This window comes from Bacillus ectoiniformans, from assembly GCF_016908875.1.
Taxonomy (GTDB): domain Bacteria; phylum Bacillota; class Bacilli; order Bacillales; family Domibacillaceae; genus Bacillus_BX; species Bacillus_BX ectoiniformans.
The window spans coordinates 1-24,384 of sequence record NZ_JAFBES010000009.1; the positions used below are offsets into that span (position 1 = coordinate 1).

Annotated in this window: 17 protein-coding genes; 7 read left to right on the top strand and 10 right to left on the bottom strand. The window is 41.7% G+C overall.

Features of this window, described 5'->3' with window-relative positions:
• Positions 1-149: 149 nt before the first annotated feature.
• Together motB and motA are read right to left on the bottom strand one after the other, a co-directional pair.
• Entirely contained in the window at positions 150-908 is a 759-nt protein-coding gene (motB, locus tag JOC78_RS12160; RefSeq protein WP_204556272.1) for a flagellar motor protein MotB, read from the bottom strand.
• Positions 901-1,692: a flagellar motor stator protein MotA gene (motA, locus tag JOC78_RS12165; RefSeq protein ID WP_204556274.1), complete on the bottom strand. Its 792-nt coding sequence runs from the start codon at positions 1,690-1,692 to the stop codon at positions 901-903. Before motA ends, motB begins: the two co-directional genes overlap by 8 nt.
• 270 nt (positions 1,693-1,962) lie before the next feature.
• Between motA and JOC78_RS12170 the strand changes: the two genes are divergently transcribed.
• A complete protein-coding gene (locus JOC78_RS12170; RefSeq protein ID WP_204556276.1) occupies positions 1,963-3,957 on the top strand; it encodes a putative bifunctional diguanylate cyclase/phosphodiesterase in 1,995 nt (664 codons plus the stop codon).
• 23 nt (positions 3,958-3,980) lie between these two features.
• Here JOC78_RS12170 and JOC78_RS12175 read toward each other — a convergent pair whose 3' ends face one another.
• Positions 3,981-5,612 (bottom strand): SLC13 family permease, encoded by a 1,632-nt coding sequence (locus tag JOC78_RS12175; protein WP_204556279.1) that lies wholly within the window; start codon positions 5,610-5,612, stop codon positions 3,981-3,983.
• 198 nt (positions 5,613-5,810) lie between these two features.
• Positions 5,811-7,010 (bottom strand): NO-inducible flavohemoprotein, encoded by a 1,200-nt coding sequence (gene hmpA, locus JOC78_RS12180; RefSeq protein WP_204556280.1) that lies wholly within the window; start codon positions 7,008-7,010, stop codon positions 5,811-5,813.
• A 218-nt stretch (positions 7,011-7,228) separates the two neighbouring features.
• Here hmpA and JOC78_RS12185 point away from each other — a divergent pair, with 218 nt between their 5' ends.
• Together JOC78_RS12185 and JOC78_RS12190 are read left to right on the top strand one after the other, a co-directional pair.
• The gene (locus JOC78_RS12185; protein ID WP_204556282.1) at positions 7,229-7,681 is read left to right on the top strand and encodes an RrF2 family transcriptional regulator; all 453 of its coding nucleotides are present in this window, start codon (positions 7,229-7,231) and stop codon (positions 7,679-7,681) included.
• Positions 7,682-7,768: 87 nt separating this feature from the next.
• Positions 7,769-8,998, top strand: coding sequence for an aminopeptidase (locus JOC78_RS12190; RefSeq protein WP_204556284.1), 1,230 nt, complete (start codon positions 7,769-7,771; stop codon positions 8,996-8,998).
• A gap of 48 nt (positions 8,999-9,046) precedes the next feature.
• Here JOC78_RS12190 and JOC78_RS12195 read toward each other — a convergent pair whose 3' ends face one another.
• The 4 genes from JOC78_RS12195 to gltC form a co-directional block, all read right to left on the bottom strand.
• Positions 9,047-10,423, bottom strand: coding sequence for a YjiH family protein (locus tag JOC78_RS12195; protein WP_204556286.1), 1,377 nt, complete (start codon positions 10,421-10,423; stop codon positions 9,047-9,049).
• Positions 10,424-11,755, bottom strand: coding sequence for an aspartate aminotransferase family protein (locus JOC78_RS12200; RefSeq protein WP_204556288.1), 1,332 nt, complete (start codon positions 11,753-11,755; stop codon positions 10,424-10,426).
• A gap of 66 nt (positions 11,756-11,821) precedes the next feature.
• Positions 11,822-13,201 carry a sigma-54 interaction domain-containing protein gene (locus JOC78_RS12205; RefSeq protein ID WP_204556298.1) on the bottom strand — a complete coding sequence of 460 codons (1,380 nt, stop codon included), beginning with the start codon at positions 13,199-13,201 and terminating at the stop codon, positions 11,822-11,824.
• Positions 13,202-13,393: 192 nt separating this feature from the next.
• Entirely contained in the window at positions 13,394-14,299 is a 906-nt protein-coding gene (gltC, locus tag JOC78_RS12210; RefSeq protein ID WP_204556301.1) for a glutamate biosynthesis transcriptional regulator GltC, read from the bottom strand.
• A gap of 189 nt (positions 14,300-14,488) precedes the next feature.
• Between gltC and gltB the strand changes: the two genes are divergently transcribed.
• From gltB to JOC78_RS12225, 3 genes are all read left to right on the top strand, one after another.
• Positions 14,489-19,102 (top strand): glutamate synthase large subunit, encoded by a 4,614-nt coding sequence (gene gltB / locus JOC78_RS12215; protein ID WP_204556303.1) that lies wholly within the window; start codon positions 14,489-14,491, stop codon positions 19,100-19,102.
• Positions 19,103-19,117: 15 nt separating this feature from the next.
• Positions 19,118-20,596 carry a glutamate synthase subunit beta gene (locus JOC78_RS12220; protein WP_204556305.1) on the top strand — a complete coding sequence of 493 codons (1,479 nt, stop codon included), beginning with the start codon at positions 19,118-19,120 and terminating at the stop codon, positions 20,594-20,596.
• Positions 20,597-20,828: 232 nt separating this feature from the next.
• Positions 20,829-21,023: a hypothetical protein gene (locus tag JOC78_RS12225; protein ID WP_204556307.1), complete on the top strand. Its 195-nt coding sequence runs from the start codon at positions 20,829-20,831 to the stop codon at positions 21,021-21,023.
• 45 nt (positions 21,024-21,068) lie between these two features.
• Here the strand turns inward: JOC78_RS12225 and JOC78_RS17735 are convergent, their stop codons facing one another.
• Positions 21,069-22,169 carry a UDP-N-acetylmuramoyl-tripeptide--D-alanyl-D-alanine ligase gene (locus JOC78_RS17735; RefSeq protein WP_338023203.1) on the bottom strand — a complete coding sequence of 367 codons (1,101 nt, stop codon included), beginning with the start codon at positions 22,167-22,169 and terminating at the stop codon, positions 21,069-21,071.
• Positions 22,170-22,338: 169 nt separating this feature from the next.
• Entirely contained in the window at positions 22,339-23,208 is an 870-nt protein-coding gene (locus JOC78_RS12235; protein WP_204556309.1) for a LysR substrate-binding domain-containing protein, read from the bottom strand.
• A gap of 115 nt (positions 23,209-23,323) precedes the next feature.
• On the opposite strand from JOC78_RS12235, the gene JOC78_RS12240 reads away from it, so the two are divergent.
• The gene (locus JOC78_RS12240) at positions 23,324-24,355 is read left to right on the top strand and encodes a YeiH family protein (protein WP_204556311.1); all 1,032 of its coding nucleotides are present in this window, start codon (positions 23,324-23,326) and stop codon (positions 24,353-24,355) included.
• Positions 24,356-24,384: the final 29 nt, after the last annotated feature.

The window sequence follows — 24,384 nt, forward strand, 5'->3', positions numbered from 1 at the left end:
TCACCACGGACACCCTTGCGTTAAGCTAACCGCTACTTCTGCCTTCACAGTTCGGGACTCTCACCCTATAGATTACACCCATGCCGGGCACACTAAAAAACCGGAACGCGTCAAAACGTTCCGGTAAACATAAGAGGAGTTAATGTCCTCTACTGCTTCATTTGATTTTCTTTTTGGCCCTGAGGCAAGACCAGGATTTCGACCCGGCGATTTTTTGCTCTGCCTTCGACTTGATCATTGGCGCCAATCGGCTGGTATTCTCCATAGCCTTTTGCACTGAAAAGACGCGGATCCAAGTTTTTATTTTCTAAAATGATTTTCATAAAGTTGACGGCCCTCATCGCACTCAATTCCCAGTTCGACTCAAACTCTGCCGTTTTGATCGGCACATTGTCTGTATGTCCGCTAATAACAATGTTTCGAGGCAAATCCATCACAAGCAATTGTGAAATTTCTCTTGCTGCCTTTTGATCTTCGGGTCTAATTTCAGATTCCCCTGAGTTGAATAATACATTGTCTCGAATCCGAAGCAGCAGACCTTCTCCACTTAACACCGTCTCCACTTTATCTTGCAAATTGTTCTCTTCAATATATTGAGTGATATTTTTTTGCATTTCTGACAGCTCTTTTTGGTCCTGCTTACCTAAGCCGCCGACCTTTTTTTGCTTTTCATCATCAGGAGAAACCGTGTTTTCCGGCACAGGGTTTGGATATTCCATCACTCCTGTCCCGCCATCAAATGCTTGGTTGAACGATTCGGAAAGCATTTGGAATTTCTTCGCATCGACCGAACTGCTCGCAAATAAAACGATAAACAATGCCAGCAATAAAGTTAAAAGGTCCGCATAGGGAATGAGCCATGATTCATCAATATGTTCGTGCTCTTTATGCTTTTTACGCTTAGCCATTTGCACCGCCGCTTTCTTCTAAAAGTTTTCTCTTCTCCTCTGCCGGCAAATAAGAAGATAACTTTTGCTCTAGTACCCGTGGTGCTTCACCTTCTAAAATAGATAAGATGCCTTCTATCATCATTTCTTTTATTTTGACTTCCTGCTTTGATTTACGCTTTAATTTATTCGCAAATGGATGCCAAAGAACATATCCTGTGAAGATCCCGAGCAAAGTGGCTACGAATGCGGCTGAGATCGCATGTCCTAGAGAATCCGTATCTTTCATATTCCCAAGGGCTGCAATTAAACCGATAACAGCGCCGAGTACTCCAAGTGTTGGGGCATATGTTCCTGCCTGAGTAAAGATTCCAGCACCCGCTCCATGTCTTTCTTCCATAGCTGATACTTCTTCATTCATTACATCACGAATATAATCTGCGCTTTGACCGTCGACCGCTAAACTTAAGCCGTTTTTCAAAAATGGATCATTAATTTCATTGGTTTTAGATTCTAAAGATAAGAGGCCTTCTTTACGTGCAAGTTCTGCCCAGCCCGTAAATAATTTAATGACTTCTTGAGGAGACATTAATTCTTGTTCTTTGAAGAGAATTCCGAACAGCTTCGGCACCTTTTTCAATTCACTAGTCGGAAAGGCAATGACAACCGCTGCCACCGTACCTAATAAAATAATTAAGATCGCTGCTGGGTTTATTAAAACGACCGGGCTTACTCCCTTAAACACCATCCCTACTCCAACTGCAATTAAACCGAGTATGACACCTATTAACGACGATTTATCCATGACATTTCACCCTGTACTCTTTATATTTTGTACTTCTTTTATCGACATAAAGTTAAAAGTTTTCATGCGCTTTCGATCAATATTAGCCTCTTTTGCATATTATTTCTTTCTATTATCATCATAAGCTATTCTCTTCTAAAAATCGACAAAGATTAACAATATGTAACAAAATTATAGAAAAATAGTAGTGGTTTTCACCCAGTTCTGATATGATGAGAGAACTGAATAATCTTACAAATGAATCCATTTTTATAGAGGTAATCACTTACAATGAAAAGTTTAACAGAATTTGAACAGCTGGACATTATTTTACTGTCTATTTTATTGTCCTTCATCGGGTATTTTTTCACTATGCAGATGAATGAACGAATCGCTTCTTTTCGTTTGCGTCAAAAACAAGCGCTTATCCTTTGTTCATCCCTGCTGTTGTCTGGAGCCATATGGATCTTTTATTTCCTTCAGATTTTTTTCACGTCTGCTTCATTAAATAATTTTAGCGGACTGCTGTCACTTTCGATTCTGTCTATTGTCATGTCATTGTATTTAGTATTTTATAACATGCATAATACAAGAAGTAAGCAATCTCCCACATGGTCAGTCTGTTCTATAGTGACTGGCGGCATCATTATTTCATATTTTTCTGCTGCTAGTATGTGGCTTCGATCTCTTCCGAAAGTATATAGCGTGAGTTATTTCCTTTTATTTATCGCAGCCGTCTTTGTTTTTGCTTATACAGTTATACATTTTTTACGACCGCTTCCTTTTAAGAGAAGCTGGTTTTATAAAGTGTTAAACAGCTTGACTCTAAGTCTTCTTTACTTTTGTGTGTTTTACACAGGTTTACTGGCTATTGATTCGCACCCGCTTGCCATGCATTCATTTGAGAGCCATCCAGTTCTTTTATACAGTATGATTGCCTTGATGTTTGTAAGCCTATTAACGGCTGCTGCCCTTGATCGCAGAATGGCTGAAAAGCTCATCTACTATGACGAACTTACAAAGCTGCCTAATCGGAGGCACCTCGGAGAGTATACCAGCCAGCATTTATCATCCGCTCAAGAAGAATTCATGCTTATCGTTTTTGATATCGATAACTTTAAGTGGATCAATGAAACCTTTGGGTATGGCAATGGAAATAAAATAATGCTAGATTTAGTCACCCGTTTACAATCCTTTATACCTGCCGGAAGCTTTTTAAACCGGATGGAAGGCAATAAATTTTCTGCCATGCTTGTTGGCCAGGTAACAGCCGATCAAGCATTAAAAAAAGCGAAAGCACTACTGGAACATTTAGATTATCCATTTTATATCGAGGATCAGCCAGTCACTTTAACTGCTTCTGCAGGAGTGTCTCTTTCTCCTGATCACGGAAGATCGTTTGAACAATTAATTGTCGCTTCAGAAAAGGCTCTTCAGCATATTAAACAAAATGGCAAGAACCAAGCAGTGGTCTATCATCCATCTGTACACGATAATGATCAAGAGCGCCAGATTGCGATGAACTTTCGCAAGGCCTTGAAAAACAACGAATTTTACCTATGTTATCAGCCAAAATATGATGTGCACAAAAAGCAGATTACGAGCGCCGAAGTTTTAGTGCGTTGGGAAAGTCCTATTTTCGGTTTCGTTTCTCCTGCTCTTTTCATTCCTATTGCTGAAAAGAATGGATTTATTACTGACTTAACACATTGGATCTTGAATGAAGCCTGCCGCCAAATGAGAATTTGGTCAGAAAACGGCCATGCCATACAAAAAATTGCCGTAAATATATCAGCTCAAATGTTTTTATCCAACACGCTGCATCAAACGGTGATGTTTATGCTGAATAAGCATAATTTAGACGGCAAACACCTTGAACTAGAGATTACCGAAACATCTATCATGGAAAACCTCGATCTAGCGGTAGAAGTGATTAACCGATTAAAGAGTAAAAACATCTCCATCTCACTAGACGATTTCGGAACAGGTGTTTCTTCACTCACCTACTTAAAAAAGCTGCCGATTCATACACTGAAAATCGATAAAGCTTTTATTGATGATGTGAACACTTCAGAAGAAGGTAAAGCACTTGTTCAAATGATTATTAATTTAGCTAAATTATTTAATCTTCAAGTAGTAGCTGAAGGAGTAGAAACCGAAGAACAATTAAAAGCGCTTATCCAATTAAGCTGTGATGAAATTCAAGGCTATAATATCAGCAAGCCATTAAAGTCTGATGAAATCGAAATCTTCGTCAGCCACTTTTTAAATAAACAGAAAGGGTGACTCAGCTGAGTCACCCTTCTTGTTTATTTTAATTCTTGCGGGAAAACGTTTAAGTCAATTCCCCACACAACCGGCATGAATACATAGATCATAAATGTGATGAAACCGATGCATACAATGTTGATCCAAAATCCGGCTTTGGCCATATCATTAATCTTAATTAACCCTGAACCAAACACAATGGCATTCGGCGGTGTGGCAACCGGCAGCATAAATGCGCAAGATGCTGCAATGCCCGCTGCTACCATTAAGGCATACGGATGGACATCTAGTGCATACGCAAGCGATGCCATGATTGGAAACATCATTGTTGCTGTGGCTGTATTTGATGTGATTTCTGTTAAGAAAATAACTAGAGCTGTAACGACTGCAATAATAACAATAAATTGAACACCTTGCAGAATCGTTAACTGCTCGCCAATCCATTGAGCTAAACCAGAATCTTTAAAGCCTTTTGCGATGGCTAAGCCGCCACCAAATAGAAGTAAAATGCCCCAAGGAATATTTTTTGCATCATTCCAGTTTAATAATTTCCCATCATTCGCTTGTTTAGATGGAAGAATGAATAAAAGCACTGCGGCCGTAATGGCGATAATCGTATCATCTAGGAATGGAATATAGTCCATTAATATAAACGTCCGGCTGATCCATGCTAATGCCGTAACGGTAAACACCGTTAACACTAATTTTTCCTCAAAGCTGATTCGTCCTAATTCTGCTTTCTGAGATTGTAAAATTGATTTTCCGCCCGGAATTTCTTTTAGCTTTAATGGGAAGGCCATCTTCACTAAATAAATCCAAACAGCTGCCAAGAGAATAACTGCCAATGGAACTCCGAACAGCATCCAGATGCCGAATGAAAGGTCAATTTTGTATAATTCTTTGACTACGCCAGCAAAAATCGTGTTTGGGGGCGTACCAATTAATGTTCCGAGTCCGCCAATCGAAGCTGAGTAGGCCACTCCAAGCATCATTGCTTTTCCGAAGTTGGTTTCTTCCCCGCTCTTACCTGGAATCGAATCATCTACATGCTTAATGACAGCCAGTGCGATCGGCATCATCATCATAGCCGTTGCGGTATTGGATATCCACATCGACAAAAACCCTGTCGCAATCATAAACCCTAGAACAATTCGCTGAGTGCTTGTTCCGACAAACAAAATGATATTTAAAGCCATGCGGCGATGTAAGTTCCACTTTTCTAATGCAATCGCTAATAGGAAACCACCTAAGAATAAAAAGATCGTCGTATCCGCATAAGCACTCGTAATACCTTCAGTGACCGCTCCTGTAAGCGGAAACAAAATAATCGGCAGCAAGGAAGTTGCCGGAATTGGAATCGCTTCCGTAATCCACCATGTCGCTATCCAGGCTGTGCTCGCTAATACGGCAAGCGCTTCCTTTGACATGCCTTCTGGCGATAATCCAAATAAAATCAGCATGAATAATAATGGACCTAACCATAGACCGATATTTTGTCTTAAACTGCGGTGAGGTTTTTGATTTGGATCTGGTTTCACACTTTTCTTATCTTTCGAAATGCTTGTTCCATTCTCTGATGAAACTGAGGTTTGCGAAAAAAGCATTAAAGTTTTTTTCGTCTCATGATGCATATTCCAAAGCTTGCCCCATGCTTGGTTTGCAAATCCTCCCATGTTTCTTCCCCCTATCTGTTTATTCAATACTATGTATAAAAATACTTACTATAGCATAATAGTAAACTTTGTCACTATTTGTCAATAGAATTCAGAATTTACTTTCAAAATAGTGAAAACGTTTTCTTTTTTCAAAATTAATATAAAAAACGGGCATTCTCCCATAAAATAGGAGAATGCCCGTTTATACATATAGGATTAAGCTTGCAGTGCCACAGCTGGACCGAAGAATTCATATCGAATGTTTTCATCAGAGATCCCATTCGATTTTAAATGTGAGATAGCTGCTTCCATAAATGGTACTGGACCACATACGAAACAAATGCTATCGTTGTCCACTGCGCCTGCTAAGAATTCTTTGCTGATATAACCTTTTACATCGCACATTGCTTGTTCGCCAGCATTTTCATAGGCGATATAAGAACGTCCATTTTCTAGTTGGCTGACTAATTGTTGCACCTCATCTTTAAAAGCATGAGCTTGTTCATCACGAGCCGCATGAATAAATGTCACATTTCGGCTTGTTCCTTCACTAGCCAATGTATGAAGCATGCTCATCATTGGTGTCACGCCAACTCCCCCACTGATCAGTGTAACTGGGGCTGATTGATTAGTTTCTAAATAGAAATCTCCTGCCGGCGCACTTACCTCAACTACATCACCAGCTTGGATATGGTCATGTAAATAATTAGAAACTTTGCCTTCTGGCTGATGATCCGCTTCTCTCTTCACTGAAATTCGGTAGAACTCTTCGTTAGGAGCTGCAGATAAGCTGTACTGGCGATTAACAATGTGTTCTTCTCCAGGAATACTTAATTTCACTGTAATGTATTGGCCTGGAAGGTAAGCTGGCAATTTAACGCCATCTTTCGGTTTTAGATAGAATGATGTAATCAGAGAGCTTTCTTCTTTCTTCTCTGCTACTTCAAACTCTTTGAAGTCCATCCAGCCGCCATCTTGTTCGCTGGCTTCTTTATACATTTCCGCTTCTACATCAATAAATACTTGGGCAATCGCTCCATACGCCTCTCCCCATGCATTAATAATATCGTCAGTAGCCGCATCTCCAAGCACTTCTTTAATTGCTTTCAAAAGATACTCCCCTACAATCGGATAATGCTCCGCTTTAATAGCTAAACTGCGGTGTTTATGGCCAATTTGTTTAACAGCAGGAATTAACACTTCTAGTTGATCAATATATTTAGCAGCCGCATATACAGTGTTAGCAAGCGCTGTTTGCTGGCGTCCTTGTTTTTGGTTGGCATGGTTAAAAATATTTAATAGTTCTGGATGCGCTTCAAACATTGTACGGTAAAAATGAGTCGTAATCGCAGTACCATGAACTTCAAGAACAGGAGCAGTAGATTTGACAATATCAATCGTTTTTTGAGATAACATGGAATTCCTCCGTTAAAGATGTATTTTTAATATATCTTATTTATAATCTATTAAGCAGTTAAAAGCAATATCTAAAATACATGTTTTAAAATTGTTCACATTTGATTCCTTCCGCTTCGCTTGATAATTAGTCGTTTGCTAAGTAGAATATAGAATATTAAAGCACTGCACAGAAGAATATTTGCAGGCTGGATTTAATAGAACCGTGGTGAAAACGAATGAGGTTAACCCTTTATACCGATTACTCTTTGCGGGTGCTTATTTATCTCGGAAGCAAAGAACGCTCAGAGTTATCAAATATAAAAGAAATTGCAGAAGCTTACGGGATTTCTAAGAATCATTTAATGAAAGTGATTCATGAACTAGGAAAAATGGGCATTATTGAAACCATACGCGGGCGTAACGGCGGGATCAGGCTTGCTCTCCCCCCTGAAGAGATTAATATTGGAGCCGTCGTGAGAAAAACAGAAGACGACTTTTACTTAGTCGAATGTTTTAATCCTGATGGCAACCAGTGTGTAATCACACCCGTCTGCGGCTTAAAACATGTCTTATTTCAAGCTCTGCAAGCGTATTTAGCTGTTCTCGATGGATATACGCTAAAAGACTTAGCTGGCGATCCAGCCATACTTAGGAGCCTATTCCTTGAACAACCTGAAGAATCAGTTTGAATCTTCAGGTTTTTTTATTGCAAATCTTTTGAAATCGCTCTTCTTATTGATACAATTAACATAAATTGAATCTAAAGGAGAATACATATGACCAACTTTCAAGAAACATTGGAAAAATATGCGGAACTTGCCGTAAAAGTCGGAGTGAATATTCAAGAAGGCCAAACGCTTGTCGTCAACGCTTCACTGGATGCCCAAGAACTTGTTCGCTTGATTGTCAAAAAAGCATATGAAGCTGGTGCGAAACATGTAAATGTGGAGTGGAACGATGACATCGTCTCTCGCACGAAGTATGAGCTTGCTCCAGATGAAGCATTCAAAGAGTATCCGGTATGGCGGGCTAAGATGCTTGAAGAATTAGCGGAAAAAGGGGCCGCGTTTATGTCCGTGATCTCATCAAGCCCTGACCTTTTAAAAGGCATTAACCCTGAAAGAATTGCTGATTTTCAAAAAGCTGCCGGCCAAGCTATGAAAACCTATCGTCAATATATCCAATCCGATAAAGTCAGCTGGACTGTCATTGCCGCTCCATCCGATGCATGGGCGGAAAAAGTATTTCCTGACCTTCCAAAAGAACAGCAAGTCCCTGCCCTATGGGAAGCGATCTTTAAAGCCGTTCGGGCGGACACAGACTCACCCGTTGACGCATGGGTGAAACATGACAATAAACTGCATGAAAAAGTGGACTATTTAAACGAGAAACGTTATAAATCTTTGCACTATACGGCACCGGGCACTGATCTAACGATTGACTTGCCTGAAGGCCATTTATGGGTCGGTGCAGGAAGCGTCAATGAACAGGGACATTCTTTCATGGCCAATATGCCGACAGAAGAAGTCTTCACCGTTCCTTATAAGCAAGGAGTCAACGGTTATGTTGCAAGTACCAAACCTCTAAGCTACGGCGGGAACATTATCGATAAATTTACGATTATGTTTGAAAAAGGACGCATTACAGATGTAAAAGCAGAAGAAGGCGAAGAAGTATTAAAAAGACTCGTTGAAACTGATGAAGGTTCTCATTATTTAGGGGAAATTGCCCTTGTGCCGCATCAGTCCCCTATTTCTGAATCAAACATTCTTTTTTACAATACGTTATTTGACGAAAATGCTTCTAACCATTTAGCCATCGGCAGCGCCTATGCATTTTGCATCGAAGGCGGCAAGACGATGTCGCAGGAAGAACTCGAGAAAAACGGATTGAACACCAGCTTAACACATGTCGACTTCATGATCGGATCAGCTGAAATGAATATTGACGGCATTAAAGAAGACGGAACACGTGAAGCGATTTTCCGAAACGGAAATTGGGCATAATGTTCAAAACACCGGCAGCCTGAGCTGTCCGGTGTTTTTTTTGCATTATTAAAAGACAAATAAATGAGCGATTAGAACAATCACTGGCAAAGTAATAACTGTACGCTGTACAAAGATAATAAATAATTCTAAGAAGCTAAGTGGAATGTTGGATCTTAAAATCAAAATTCCGATTTCCGACATGTAGATTAATTGGGTCAAAGAAACGCCAGCTACTACAAAGCGTGTTAACTCACTTTCAATACCGCTGCCGATGACAGCTGGCAAGAACATATCAGCAAATCCAACGAGCATCGTTTGGGCGGCTGCATCCGCTTCCGGAAGCTGCATGAGTTCCAAAATTGGTACAATCGGATAAGAGATGATGTTAAAGAACGATGTGTATTCTGCCACGATCAGCGCAAGCGCTCCTAAACTCATCACTAAAGGGATCAACCCAAGCCAAATGTCTGCTACCGTTTCTAGTCCGCTCTTAATTAGCTGACTGGCACTTTTCGTTTTATTGGCTTTATCTAACGCCTGCTGCATTCCCCATTGAAAGGATGTCACTCCTTCTGGAATCGTTTCATCAATTTGTTTGCCTGCTGGTTCATAATAGGTGTCCTCTTTTCTTGATAGAGGAGGAATTCTAGGCATGATAATGGCTGCAACAATACAAGCCGCGCTGACTGTTAAATAAAATGGCAAAAACATATGTCCAAGCCCTACCACATTCACAACTACTAAACTAAAAGCGACTGATGCAATCGAGAAAGTGGTCGCGATGACCGCTGCTTCTCTTCTTGTATAATATCCTTCGTCAAATTGCTTCGTGGTCACAAGAACTCCTACTGTCCCTGCTCCCATCCATGAAGCTAAACAATCGATCGATGAACGTCCCGGCAGCTTAAATACAGGCCGCATCACCTTACTTACAAAAGCGCCGACAAATTCCATCAGACCAAACTCTACTAACAGCGGAAGCAGCAGACCTGCAAAGAAGAACCAAGTCATTAAGACAGGAGCTAATCCATATAGTACTACTCCGCCTGTGTTATCTGACCAAATAAATTCGGGCCCAATTTTATAAAACGTCATCAACCCGATCATTAATCCTAAAAAACGCACGCCTAAGCTCACAGCACCGACATGAAACATTTGCTTAAGAAAAGGACGTTCCATGATAAATGCCGGTTTGGCAATCATACCAATGAGGCTCATCACTAGAGAGATAGACAATACACCTAAAATGAAAGGCGCCATATAATCTCCAATTAAATCTTGAAAAAACACCGCTAAAATTCCAACACCGATGGTCACTTCCCCATTAAATTTAATAGGGAGTAAGAAAAGCAAGATTCCGATTAAGGACGGCACTAAAAATCTATACAGTCCCTCACGATCATGTGATACTACGTTAGGAGATGCTTTTACTTGAGGCTCCATCTAATTACCCTCCTTTTTTACGTAAAGGCTTGACTGATATTCCTCAATGGCTTCTTCAAGAACAGCTAACCCTTTATCGATTTGTTCTCTAGTAATCGTTAGCGGCGGTATCATCCGAATAACTTCCCCTTGATTGCCGCACAGGTAAAATAAGACCCCTTTTTCTAAAGCTCTATCCAGCACATCCATCACACCTGCGCCGTCTTTTTGGCCAGTTACTGGATGAACCAGTTCAATTCCGAGCATTAATCCAGTTCCCCGTACAGCACCAATAACATCATACTTTTCCTGCATCTCTTTTAATTTGGTTAAGGCATAAGCGCCTGTCTCTTTACAGTTATCTAACAATCTTTCTTCATCAATCACTTCCAGTGAAGCAAGCGCAGCGGAGCAGGCAAGCGGATTTCCTCCAAAAGTGGTGCCGTGTGAACCTAACGGCCATTTTTCCATTAATTCTTTAGAAGCGACTGTCGCACTTAATGGCAACCCTGCCGCAATCCCTTTGGCAATCGCCATAATGTCAGGAGTGACGCCGAATGTTTGAGCAGCAAACATTTCCCCAGTTCGTCCAAAGCCAGTTTGAACTTCATCAAATATCAGCAAGATACCATGACGATCACAAATTTCACGAATCTTTTTCAGCCAGCCTGCAGGCGGAATGATATAGCCCCCTTCACCCAATACCGGTTCAAGAATCATACAAGCGACTTCTTCCGGATCTACCTGGTGACTGAAAAGAGAGGCTGCCTCCTTTTCCAGTTTATCCGCAAAATACGTATCCGGGTCCTCAGAGGCCGGACATTCCGCAGGGTTTGCATAAGGCAGCTGATAAGTGAGCCACGACGGCTGCATATACTTTCGATACTTGCTTTTCGACGTTGTCACACTTAAAGCGCCGATCGACCGGCCATGAAAGCAGCCGGTAAACGAAACGACATACGGTCTTTTCGTTGCGTACTTCGCAAGCTTTAATGCCCCTTCAATGGCCTCCGTTCCGCTATTGGCAAAGAAGAAGCAGTCTAAATTCCCCGGCATTTTCTTTCCGAGTGTTTCTGCCAGCCGTAAAATAGATTCATAAATGATGACCCCCGATGGTCCATGCATTAAATGATCCACTCCGTCTTTTATGGCCTGCACTACTTTTGGATGACGATGACCGACATTTTCCACTGCAATTCCCGAAGTGAAATCTAAATACTCTTTCCCGTCCAATCCATAGTAATAGCAGCCTTCCGCCTTCACGACCGGCAGATTTGGATGATCCTTTGCCATGCTCGGTGCAAGCATTGATGATAGCTTTTCTGTTAAGTGACCCCATTGTGTCTGTTGCATAAATTTAGCCTCCCGAATGCAAAAATATTGCCTTTGATGAATATTAATGCAATTCTTGTGCCAAATCTAGTGTTTTTGATGATATTTTTTAAGTTTTCTAACGATAGATGGCTGGCTGATTCCGAGCAAAGCGGCCATTTCCGTTGTGGTTCTGCATTTCTTTCTGGCTTCAGTCAACATGTAACCTTCAAGTTCTTCTAACGCTTCCGGAAGCGTTTGCCGTTCAATATCACCGAAATTCCGCTTCAGCTGTCCTTGTTTATACTCATAGGGGAGTTCTTCAAAACCAATCACCGGTGCTGTGGTTGTAACGACCAGTCTTTCGATTAAATTTTCCAATTCTCTTACATTCCCTTTCCATTCGTGGCACAGTAAAGCATCTAGCGCATCATTCGCAAGCTGTTTCCCGCGAGAGTGCTGTTCATTAAATTTCTCCAAAAAATAGCTGATCAATTGAGACAGATCTTCGGGCCGCTCACGCAAGGGTGGTATAGACAGCGGAACAACATTGAGCCTGAAATAGAGGTCTTCCCGAAACGTTCTTTCCGCAACCGCTTGTTTTAAATCCTTGTTCGTCGCCGCCAAAAGGCGAAAATCGGACTCTGCTTTTTTCGAGCCGCCTACCCGATAAAAGCTTTTTTCCTGAATAAACTTTAATAGCTTGGCCTGTAAATGCATCGGGAGTTCCCCGATTTCATCTAAGAATAAGGTTCCGTTATTAGCCATTTCAGCATAGCCTATTTTCCCTTTACTCTTTGCTCCAGTGAATGCCCCGCCTTCATAGCCAAAGAACTCCGCTTCAAAAATCGCTTCAGGAATCGCACTGCAATTCACTTCAATAAATGCCCCATCTTTTCTTTGGCTATTCTGATGAATCCAGCGGGCAATCATTGATTTGCCAACTCCTGATTCACCAAGAAGCAATACCGTCACATCTACGTCAGCCACGTTCATCATCATTTCAATGGTTGCTTTCATTTTCGGACTCTCGGCGACAAAACCTTTCATTTTATACTGTTTATTTCTTAATAGCTTGACCTCACTTTTGACCCGCTCCATTTCTCTTTCCATCTCACTTAGAAACTCTTTCACTAGTTCGAGTTCCGATACATCATATGTATAACTCATTACCTTTTCAATCTCGCCATCTTCATTAAACAGCGGCACACCAGTTACTATAATTTTCTTTCCGGCAGCTGTCGTTTGGATAACAGTTACTTTTTTCTTCTTGCGCAGGACCTCAGGTGTAATCGCCGGGTCAAACACCTTGTTCTTCTCTAAGTCATACACTGACAGGCCTATCATATCTTCAGGAGCCATCCCGTAATGGTCCCCGCTTCCTTTTGAGACCTGCAAGATTTCACCTGAAGCACTAGTCACCATCACATCTTCATAAACAGCCTTTAATATATTTTCATCTTTATTTAACAGCCAGTCCGAGTTCATAATTATTCACTCCTTTATTCAATTTCGAATAACTTTCCGTACAATATATTTACTCTATCAAATTATTAGTTTACAAAGCTGTCATTTCCTCTATTTAAACTAATTATTTACTTTTAAATAATTATTCAAAAGTGAATAATTATCTTCAAAAAATAACAACCCATGTCACTGAGTTGCTTCGTTCTTCTTATATTAAAAACTAAACTGATTCAAACGGTTATAGTATCGGATTAGAAACTCATAAAACATCTTTTCCGATGCCGGAAGCGGACGCGCTTTTGTCAAAATGACACCAACTGTGCGCGTGACTCGAGGCACACTAATCGGTATGCTGACAGTTCCAGGCGGCGTTTGATCGACCAAAAGTGTTTCCGGCAGCAAACTGACACCAAGTCCTGCCTCTACTAACCCTTTAATCGTGTAAATATCCTCACTTTCAAAACCTACATTCGGCTCGAAATTCACTTGTTCACAGGCATCAATGACTAGCTTTCTCATATCGTACCCCGTGCGGAAGAGGACAAATTGATCATCTATTAAATCACGAAGGTTTACCCGTTCCTGCTTTGCGAGTCGATGATGGTTCGGCAGCAGCGCACGCATATTCTCAGAGAAGAATATGTGCGTGTCAATTTCAGATGTCGCATCAGGCACCGGGGAAACGAACGCCAAATCGATTTCACCGAGTTCGACCAGCTCTCTCAGTTCTTTATTGGACCCTTGATGAAAGTCAAATCCTACATCGGAATACTGGCTTCGAAATGCAGAGATCACCCGAGGCAGAGTTTTGGTAGCTAAAGAGTTAGGAAAGCCTAAACGGATTTTCCCTGCTTCCGGATTTAAAAAATCTTCAACTGCTGTCACAGCTTTTTCAATTTCGTTCACTGCCGTCTCAATATGTTCTAAAAATATTTTTCCTGCACGTGTCAGCTTCACCCGTCTTCCCTCTCGCAAAAATAACTCGACTCCTAATTCATCCTCGAGTTTAGCAATTTGCCTGCTCACCGCAGATTGCGCGACATGGAGACGATAAGCGGCTTCTGTCACATGCTCCTCTTTTGCCACTTCGATAAAATATTTGATCTGCCGAAGCTCCAAAACCTGCCACCTCTTTCCATTCAATCTCATTTTTAGATTAATAACGAACTAACAATATATTGATTGTATCATTTTTGCAATATAGAATAAATAGTAAGATCACAGAATTTTTAAACAGTGAATAAGGTAAAGATACAGTAAAGATACAATAGATGAATCATTCAAATAACGATATCGGAGGTGCAGTCGATGACAATTTTCGGCTATCCAACCAAACAAGGATTATATGACCCTAAAAATGAGCATGATGCATGCGGAATCGGTTTCATTGCGAATATTAAAGGAAAACCTGCTCACTCCATTGTAAAAGAAGGCATTCACATGCTATGCCAGCTTGAACATAGAGGCGGCCAATTAAATGGCACGACCGGCGACGGAGCGGGGATGATGCTTGAAATATGCGATTCATTTTTCCGAAAGAATTGTGAAGACTTGAGCATATCATTGCCAGATCCTTTCGACTATGCGATTGGGATGGTTTTTTTACCTAAAGACGAAAAAGAATCCCAAGTGATTCAAACCGCTATGGAAAACATCGTAAAGGAAGAAGGACAAATCTTTCTTGGTTGGCGCCAAGTTCCTGTTAACTCACAGACAGTTGGAGCAGAAGCTCAAGCCATTGAACCGAATATTATGCAATTGTTTATTGAAAAAGATCACCAGCTAGAGACAGAGAAAGATTTCGAGCGGAAGTTATTCATCATTCGCAAAAGGATTGAACATGAAGTTTCAGCTAATGCGTCTATTCAAGGCTCATTCTATATTCCAAGCCTGTCTACTAGAACCATCATCTATAAAGGGATGCTGACACCGGAACAAATGGATCAGTATTACCTTGATTTATCTGACCCAGAGTACGTCTCTGCTTTCTCTCTTGTTCATTCTAGATTCAGCACCAATACGTTTCCAAGCTGGGAACGCGCTCATCCGTACCGCTACTTGATTCACAACGGAGAAATTAATACGAATCGCGGCAACGTCAGCTGGATGCAAGCACGGGAAAAAGCAAGTTTCGCAAAAGTGTTTGGAGACGATTATCAAAAGCTGCTTCCAGTGATCGATACGAACGGAAGCGATTCAGCCATGCTTGATAATGCCCTTGAGTTTTTAACTCTCTCAGGACGCTCTCTTCCTCACGCAGCCATGATGCTTATTCCAGAACCTTGGGATCGTGATGAACAAATGCAAGATCCTAAGCTTGCTTTTTACGAATATCACAGCTGCCTGATGGAACCGTGGGATGGCCCTACTTCTATCTCCTTCACGGACGGCCGGGTAATCGGAACCATTTTAGACAGAAATGGATTAAGACCCGCGCGCTACTACGTCACTGAGGATGACTTAATCATTTATTCTTCTGAAGTCGGTATTGTGCCAACAGAGGAAAAGAAAATTATAAAAAAAGAAAGCGTAAGTGCCGGAAAAATGCTTCTTGTCGATTTAGAACAAGGCCGAATCGTGTCTGATGATGAAGTCAAACATTCGATTTCTCGTGAACTGCCTTACCGTGATTGGCTGAATGATCAACTGCTAGCCATTGCAGACCTTGAAGAGATTGACCACTCAGATGGACCATATGACGAAAATAAATTACTGAATCTTCAAAAATCTTTTGGTTATACGTATGAAGAATTGACAAAAAATATCAAACCAATGGTTACAGATAAAAAAGACCCAATTGGTTCCATGGGATTTGATTCTCCACTCGCTGTATTATCAGAACGCCCGCAGCTATTGTTCAATTACTTTAAACAGCTGTTTGCCCAAGTCACCAATCCGCCAATTGATGCAACGCGTGAAGAAAATGTTACTTCTACTATGACTTTGCTTGGAAATGAAGGAAACATCTTAGAGCCTTCAGCTAGCAATTGCCGCAGAATCCGTTTAGAATCCCCTTTCTTAACAGAAATGGAATTGATGAAGCTGCGCCATAACCGGTATGATGATTTTCGTTCAAGAACCACCTCCATTTTATTCAAAACAGAGAGTCCTAATCTAGAACAGGCTCTCGAGCAGCTGTTCAAAGAAGCCGATGAAGCAATTGCCGAAGGCTGCACGTTACTCATTCTGTCAGACAAAGGCGTGAATTCGAACTTTGCTGCTGTGCCTTCCCTGCTTGCCATCAGCGGCCTGCATCAGCATTTGATCAAAAATGGCACAAGAACAAAGGTCAGTCTGATTGCAGAGACTGCCGAAGCTCGCGATGTACACCAATTCGCTTGTCTAATCGGTTACGGAGCAGATGCGATTCAGCCTTACTTAGCGATTCACTCCATTGAGGCACTTATTAAAGAAGGCGTCATCACAGGCTTTACTTTAGAAGAAGCAGAGAAGAACTATTTAGCTGCAGCTGTCACTGGATTAGTGAAAGTGATGTCGAAAATGGGGATCTCAACGGTACAAAGCTACCGTGGCGCTCAAATATTTGAAGCCGTAGGAATTGGCCATGAACTGATTGAGAACTACTTTACTGGCACAGCCTCCCCGCTTGACGGAATTTCTTTAGAGGTTATTACGAATGAAACTCTCCTGCGTCATAAAGAAGCGTTTCATAAAAGTGAATATCAACAAAAAACACTTGATTCCGGCGGAGAATTCCAATGGCGCCGTAACGGTGAAAAGCATGCCTTTAATCCAGAAACGATTCATACCCTGCAGCATGCAGCCCGGACGAATAACTATGAATTATATAAGAAGTATTCTGCGATGATGGATGACGAACAAGTATTATTTTTACGCGGTCTGCTTGATTTTGATTTCACTGTGCGCCCAGCTGTCCCTTTAGAAGAAGTGGAATCAGCCGAATCTATTTTAAAACGATTTAAAACCGGTGCCATGTCGTACGGGTCGATCAGCAAAGAAGCTCATGAGGCACTTGCTGTCGCTATGAACCGGATTGGCGGAAAAAGCAACAGCGGTGAAGGCGGTGAAGATCCATCCCGATATACACCTGATGAAAATGGCGATTCAAAAATCAGCTCAATTAAACAAGTGGCTTCTGGCCGCTTTGGTGTCACTAGCGAATATTTGAACCAAGCTTCAGAAATTCAGATTAAAATGGCGCAAGGAGCAAAACCTGGTGAAGGCGGACACCTGCCTGGAAAGAAAGTCTATCCGTGGATTGCGAATACACGTGGATCGACGCCAGGAGTTGGACTGATCTCCCCTCCTCCGCACCATGATATTTATTCAATTGAAGATTTAGCCCAGCTTATCTATGACTTAAAAAATGCCAATACAAAGGCTCGCATTAATGTAAAGCTAGTAGCGAAATCAGGTGTAGGAACGATCGCTGCCGGTGTAGCGAAAGGATTAGCAGATGTTATTTTAGTGAGCGGATACGAAGGCGGAACTGGAGCTTCGCCAAAAACAAGCATTAAACATGCAGGTTTGCCATGGGAAATCGGCTTGGCTGAAACTCATCAAACACTGCTCATGAATAACTTACGTGAAAAAGTCACGCTTGAGACGGATGGTAAATTGATGAACGGACGCGACGTCGTGATCGCTGCCTTATTAGGTGCAGAAGAATTCGGATTCGCCACTGCCCCTCTCGTTATTCTCGGCTGCGTCATGATGAGAGTCTGCCACATGGATACTTGTCCGGTTGGAGTAGCGACGCAAAACCCTGAACTACGAAAAAAATTCATGGGCTCGGCGGATCATATCGTGAATTACATGAAGTTTGTAGCCGAAGAAATTCGTGAAATTATGGCAGCCCTTGGCTTCCGCACATTTAATGAACTGATCGGTCAAAAACAAATGTTAACGACCCACCCGAGAAAAGAGACGCATTGGAAAGCGAAATATTTAGACCTGTTCCCTCTTTTATATATGACTCCATTAAAAGAAGGCCAGGTACAATACTTTACACAAGCACAAGATTATAAATTAGAACGCACGTTAGATCAGCAAGTTCTGCTTCAAGCGGCACAGCCGGCCATTGAAAACAAACAGCCTGTTACAGGAGAGTTTCCAATTCGCAATGTCGATCGTTCAGTTGGCACGATAACCGGATCAGAAATTACAAAGAAATACGGTGCAGCTGGACTTCCGACAGACACGATCCAATTTACATTTAACGGATCCGCCGGACAAAGCCTGGGAGCATTTATTCCAAAAGGCATGACTTTAACTGTTAACGGTGACGCGAACGATTATTTTGGCAAAGGACTTTCAGGAGGCAAGCTGATTATTCGGCCGCACCAAGACTTTAAACATCCTGCTGAACTTCACTCAATTGTGGGAAATGTCTCCCTTTACGGAGCAACTTCAGGAGAAGCTTACATCAATGGGCAAGGAGGCGCACGCTTTGCCGTTAGAAACAGCGGAGCGAATGTAGTTGTTGAAGGCGTCGGCGATAACGGCTGTGAATACATGACTGGAGGAAAAGTTGTCGTTTTAGGAAATGTCGGCCGAAACTTCGCAGCAGGCATGTCCGGCGGGATCGCCTATATTTACACTGACAATCTTAAGTCGCTTGAAGCAAACTGCAATAAAGAAATGATTCTGATTGAAACCATTCAAAACGATGCAGAAATGTCAGAATTAAAAGCAATGATCGAAACGCATCACCAACTCACGAATAGTCCGAAAGCGAAACGGATTTTAGATAACTGGAATGAAGAAAAACAACAATTTATCCGCATTATTCCAAGTGAATTTAAAGAGATGATGGCATCCATTCAGCAGTACGAAAGCCAAGGATTTGCTCTTGAGGAAGCAAAACTTGCAGCATTTACTGCCAGCAAGCAAACAGTGGCGGTGAATCAAGCCCCAAAGCTTGAAGCTGTTCAGAACTAAGGAAGGAGCATGACTATGGGAAAACCAACTGGATTTATTGACTATGAACGGAAAACAGCACCGGAACGAGATCCGGCTGAACGAATCAAAAACTGGAAAGAATACTCATTACCAATGCCAGAAAAGGAATTAAAAGTACAGAGTGCCCGCTGCATGGACTGCGGGACTCCCTTTTGCCACACCGGTCTGCAATTATCAAATGGAACGTCTGGATGTCCACTCTATAACTTAATTCCTGAGTGGAATGATCTCGTTTATCGCGGCAGATGGCAAGAAGCATTGGACCGCTTGGTAAAAACCAATAATTTTCCTGAATTCACTGGCCGTGTGTGCCCTGCCCCATGTGAAGGTTCATGTACAGTAGCCATCTCTGACCCGGCAGTCGCTATTAAATCAATTGAAAAAGCCATTATTGATAAAGGATTTGAAGAAGGATGGATTACACCTGCTCCTCCTAAGCGGAGAACAGGTAAAAGAGTGGCGGTCATCGGCTCAGGCCCCGCAGGTCTTGCAGCTGCTGACCAATTAAATAAAGCCGGCCACCTGGTAACCGTATTCGAGCGCGAAGACCGTATTGGCGGTTTGCTGATGTATGGTATCCCTTCTATGAAACTTGAAAAAGAAACAGTAAATCGCCGGGTTAACCTTTTAAAGGCAGAAGGAATCGAATTCGTTACCAACACTGAAATCGGCAAAGACGTTACATTTGAACAGCTGAAAGAGGAATATGATGCAACGGTACTTTGTGCAGGCGCACAAAAGCATCGAGATATGACCATTGAAGGCCGAGATGCCAGCGGAATTCATTTAGCAATGGATTATTTAACAAAGAGCATGAAAAGCCTGTTAAACCAATCAGAAGAAGGTGTCATTTCCGCACAAGATAAAGATGTCATTGTCATTGGAGGCGGTGATACAGGAGCAGACTGTGTGGCGACAGCAATGAGGCAAGGAGCAAAAAGCGTTGTACAATTCGGTAAGCATGAAGTGCAGCCTGACCAACGCGTATCAACAAATCCTTGGCCGGAATATCCAAATACCTTTACTCTCGACTATGCGTATGCTGAGGCAAAAGCTGTCTTTGGCAGTGATCCAAGAGAATATTTAATTGCTACTAAAAAATTTATCGCTGATGCAGACGGAAATTTAAAAGAATTGCATACTGTACGCATGGAAAAAACCTATCATGAAGACGGATCTTATAGCATGAAAGAGATTCCAGGAAGCGAGCAGGTGTGGCCAGCTCAGCTAGTCTTCATTGCCATTGGGTTTAACGGAACAGACACATCTTTAATCGAACATTTCAATGTAGAGAAAACAGCGCGAGACACAGTTCAATCACCATATGGCAAATATACAACCAATCAAGAAGGCGTGTTTGCCGCTGGAGACATGCGCCGGGGACAAAGTTTAGTCGTCTGGGCGATTCACGAAGGCCGTGAAGCTGCACGCGAAGTAGATCGATATTTAATGGGAGAAACATTCCTTCCATAATATAAGATTAAAGTTAAGTAACCCCTGGATTGTTCCGTATGATCGGAATAATCCAGGGGTTTTCTAGTAAAGTTAGTAGCGTAAAGACCCTAATTGATCGAAAATAAGAGGTGAGATCATTTGGAACAGCAAACAAAGCTCCGATCCTCAACTATTCTCATAGAAATGAGTTAATTTTTGATGATTTTAAGGCGGTGCAAACGAAAATAAACTGTTTTTGACGTCTCTTAGCTTGCTATGGACGCTTATCCGCGATCTATTAGCGGCTTTCGGGATTCTATCGGCGGATACGGAGATTCTATCAGCGGCTTCGGCCATTCTATCGGCGGCTTTGAACATTCTATCGGCGATTGCGGAACACGGCGGCCGAAACCCTGCAAAAAGCGAGGCATCCCGAAGTGACAAACAACTGTCAGCCAGCATTTAATGACTTTTTTCAGCGCCTCCCTCAGAAGCCCCTCTCTTTTCTTTTTCACTTCCGTTTTTTAGGAATTTCTTTCCGCAAATACTGGACAGTTTCAAGCATATTTAATCGGCTTGCACCTTTCACCAAAATGGTCATATCAGCTCCTGAAAATTTTAAAAGTTCTTCATGAAGCATGTCTTTTTGCAGGCCCGAAAAATGTTTAACCTGGTCTTCTGACATTCCTGCATTGATGGCTCCCTGACTGATATGGGCTGAATAATTTCCATAGGTAAATAACATGTCTATACCTTTTGAAGCCGCGTACTCGCCTATCTCCTCGTGATCTTTAATCATTTGGTCTTTATGGGCAGGCATACTCCCAAGCACTGCTACTTTTTTATGCTTGCCTACTTCTGCTAAGACATCCAACGCCGCCTTCATCGCAGGTCCATGGGCATGTACCGTATCATCGATCACCGTAATATTATTTTTCAGCTCATGAAATTCCAGCCTGTGTGCCGGCCTTTTAATGGACTGCAGACCTCTTATCATATCCTCAGGACTAAACTTTAACTGATCAGCAACGGCAATAGCCAACAGCGCATTATATACATTATGCTTGCCAAAAACAGGTAAAGAAAACATATGCTTTTTCCCATTTAACCTTAATGAAAATTGCATCCCTTCTTTTGTAAACTCTACCTTGCTTGCCCTGTAATGTGCCGGAGAGTCGATCCCCACACTAATAATCGTTCCCTTAAATTCTTTTTTATGAAGTTTTTTCGAATAAAAATCATCTTTGTTAATGAATAACATGCCGGATGGATCCATTCCTTTGATGACTTCTGACTTAGCAGCAATCAGTCCGTCCATTTTTCCATCAAAGTTATTGATATGAGCTGTTCCGACATTGGTGATGATTGCCATATTAGGCTGCAGAATCGAACAATGCTCCGTAATTTGACCTGCAAAGCCCATTCCATATTCAAGAACAGCTGCTTTATGTCCCCGCCTAATATTCGCTTTATGTTTAGGGGTGTTTACTGTTGTATTCTGGTAATCTCCAGATTCGTAGATTTTCCACTTTTCTCTCAAAATAGCACTAAGCATGGCTTTTACCGTCGTTTTCCCCGCACTTCCTGTCACTGCAATAATTGGTTTTTGCACCTTTTCGGCCCCTTTCTCAAGTTTTATTTCTTTAGAGGATGCCTCCTGCCATGCAGCTCCTCCTTATTAGTAAATGCTCTTTCAAATGAAAGGGACCGGCTATCTACACGGGTTGATCAATAACACATTGAAAAACGACAAAAAAACTGAAGCATGTTCACTTCAGCTTTCAATCTAAGAAATATTGATTTAAAAAGTCCAAAAAAGTAGCTGTCGTTTTTGTCGATAGCGGATTGCCGGATGTAATGGCATAAAAGCTTCGTTCAAAATATAATTGTTCGCCGCCAATTACCTTTAGTTTATCCAGCTCAAGCTCATTGCGGATCGTCCATTCAGATAACAAAGACACCCCGAGCCCTGCTTCCACCGCTTCTTTTATAATCTGTGTGCTGCCGAATTCCAATGTTTTTTCTGGCTGGATGTTATGCTTCTTTAAAAACATATCAACCGCTTCTCTTGTACCGGAGCCTTCCTCTCTGACAATCCACGTTTCTTCATTTAGATGAATCGGCTTCTTCGGCTGATGCTTCCTGCTTTTAATCACAAACATTCGGTCTGTAGCAATTTTTTCTTTATGAAGCTTTTCAGAAGGAAAACTGCCTTCTACTATTCCGAGATCAATCTCTTGGTTTTGCACCTTACTCGCAATATCGTGCGTGTTGCCAATCGTAATTACCGGTTCAACATGGGGAAACTGGCGCAGAAAGTCTGCTAGGACATGCGGAAGTATATATTCTCCATAAGAATAGCTGGCCCCAACAGCAAGCTTTCCTTTTACTTCACTCGTTAAGTCACTGACTGCCTGTTTCATTTTAGTCTTTAGTACAAACATTTCTTTGGCATAATAAGCAACTAAACTCCCTGCTTTTGTTAACCGGACTTTCTTATTCGTACGATCAATTAATTTAATATTTAATTCTTGTTCAAGACTCTTAATATACTGACTGACAGCCGGCTGCGTAATAAATAACTCCTCCGCTGCTTTTGAAAAATTCATATATTTAACTACGGTTAAAAATACTTTTAGTTTTTGGTCCATTTTCTCCCACCAGTATAAGTATTTACTTATCATTCACATAACAATGATTAATTTTAATTATATACATTTTTTTCATATGATTAAACTATCGAATCTTATAAGGAGTGCTTCCTCTATGAAAAATGCACTGGACTCAAATATTGAACTTCCTTCACCCAAGAAGATGAATATTCCGCTTTTATCCGGTATTGGCTTTACTGCCTTAATTGCTGCAGCAGGCACGATCCTTTCTTACTTACCCGTTTTCAATAAAATCGGACCGCTCGCCGCTGCCATTTTACTGGCCGTTCTCTACCGCCATTTATATGGTTATCCTGAAACATTGAGAACTGGAATTTCATTTACCGGAAAGAGGATTTTAAGGTTCGCTATTATCCTTTATGGACTTAAACTTAACATTTTTTTAGTTTTAAATGAAGGGCTGGGTATGCTTGCACAAGGTGCCCTTACTATTGTTTTTGCTATAGGCTTAATGATCCTTTTAGGAAAGTGGTTAAAGGCTGATCCCCATGTCATTTTACTTCTTGGCATCGGAACAGGCATATGCGGGGCTGCTGCTATTGCTGCTGCTGCACCTATTCTGCAAACAAAGGAAGAAGATACAGCGATGTCTGTCGGAATGATTGCTTTCTTCGGAACGATCGCCGCCATTCTTTATACTTTACTATTTCCTTTAACAGGTATGTCGCCTGAAACTTATGGCATTTGGTCAGGAATTACCCTGCACGAAATTGCCCATGTGGCTCTGGCCGGAGCCGCCGCTGGAGAAGATGCGCTTACAATAGCCCTCTTAGCGAAACTTGGACGCGTTCTTTTGCTGCTCCCTGTCTGCTTTTTACTCGTTTATTGGATGAGAAAAAAATCACCTGAATCTGATATTGCTTCAACCGCCCCGTTCCCTTGGTTTTTAATAGGTTTCTTAGCTGCCAGTGTTCTAGCTACTTATGGAACAGCTAATGGATGGCTGACCGCTTCAGAGATCAGCCATGTCTCCACTGGAGGGACATTTCTTCTCACGATGGCGATGACAGGACTTGGATTAAATGTGGATCTGCGCCAGTTAAAACAAAAAGCGGTTAAGCCGCTGATTGCACTGACCATTACATCGGTCTGTTTGTCTGCAATGTGGGCTCTTCTGTTTACTTAACGACCGATCTTGAAGTAAGAAAAAACAGC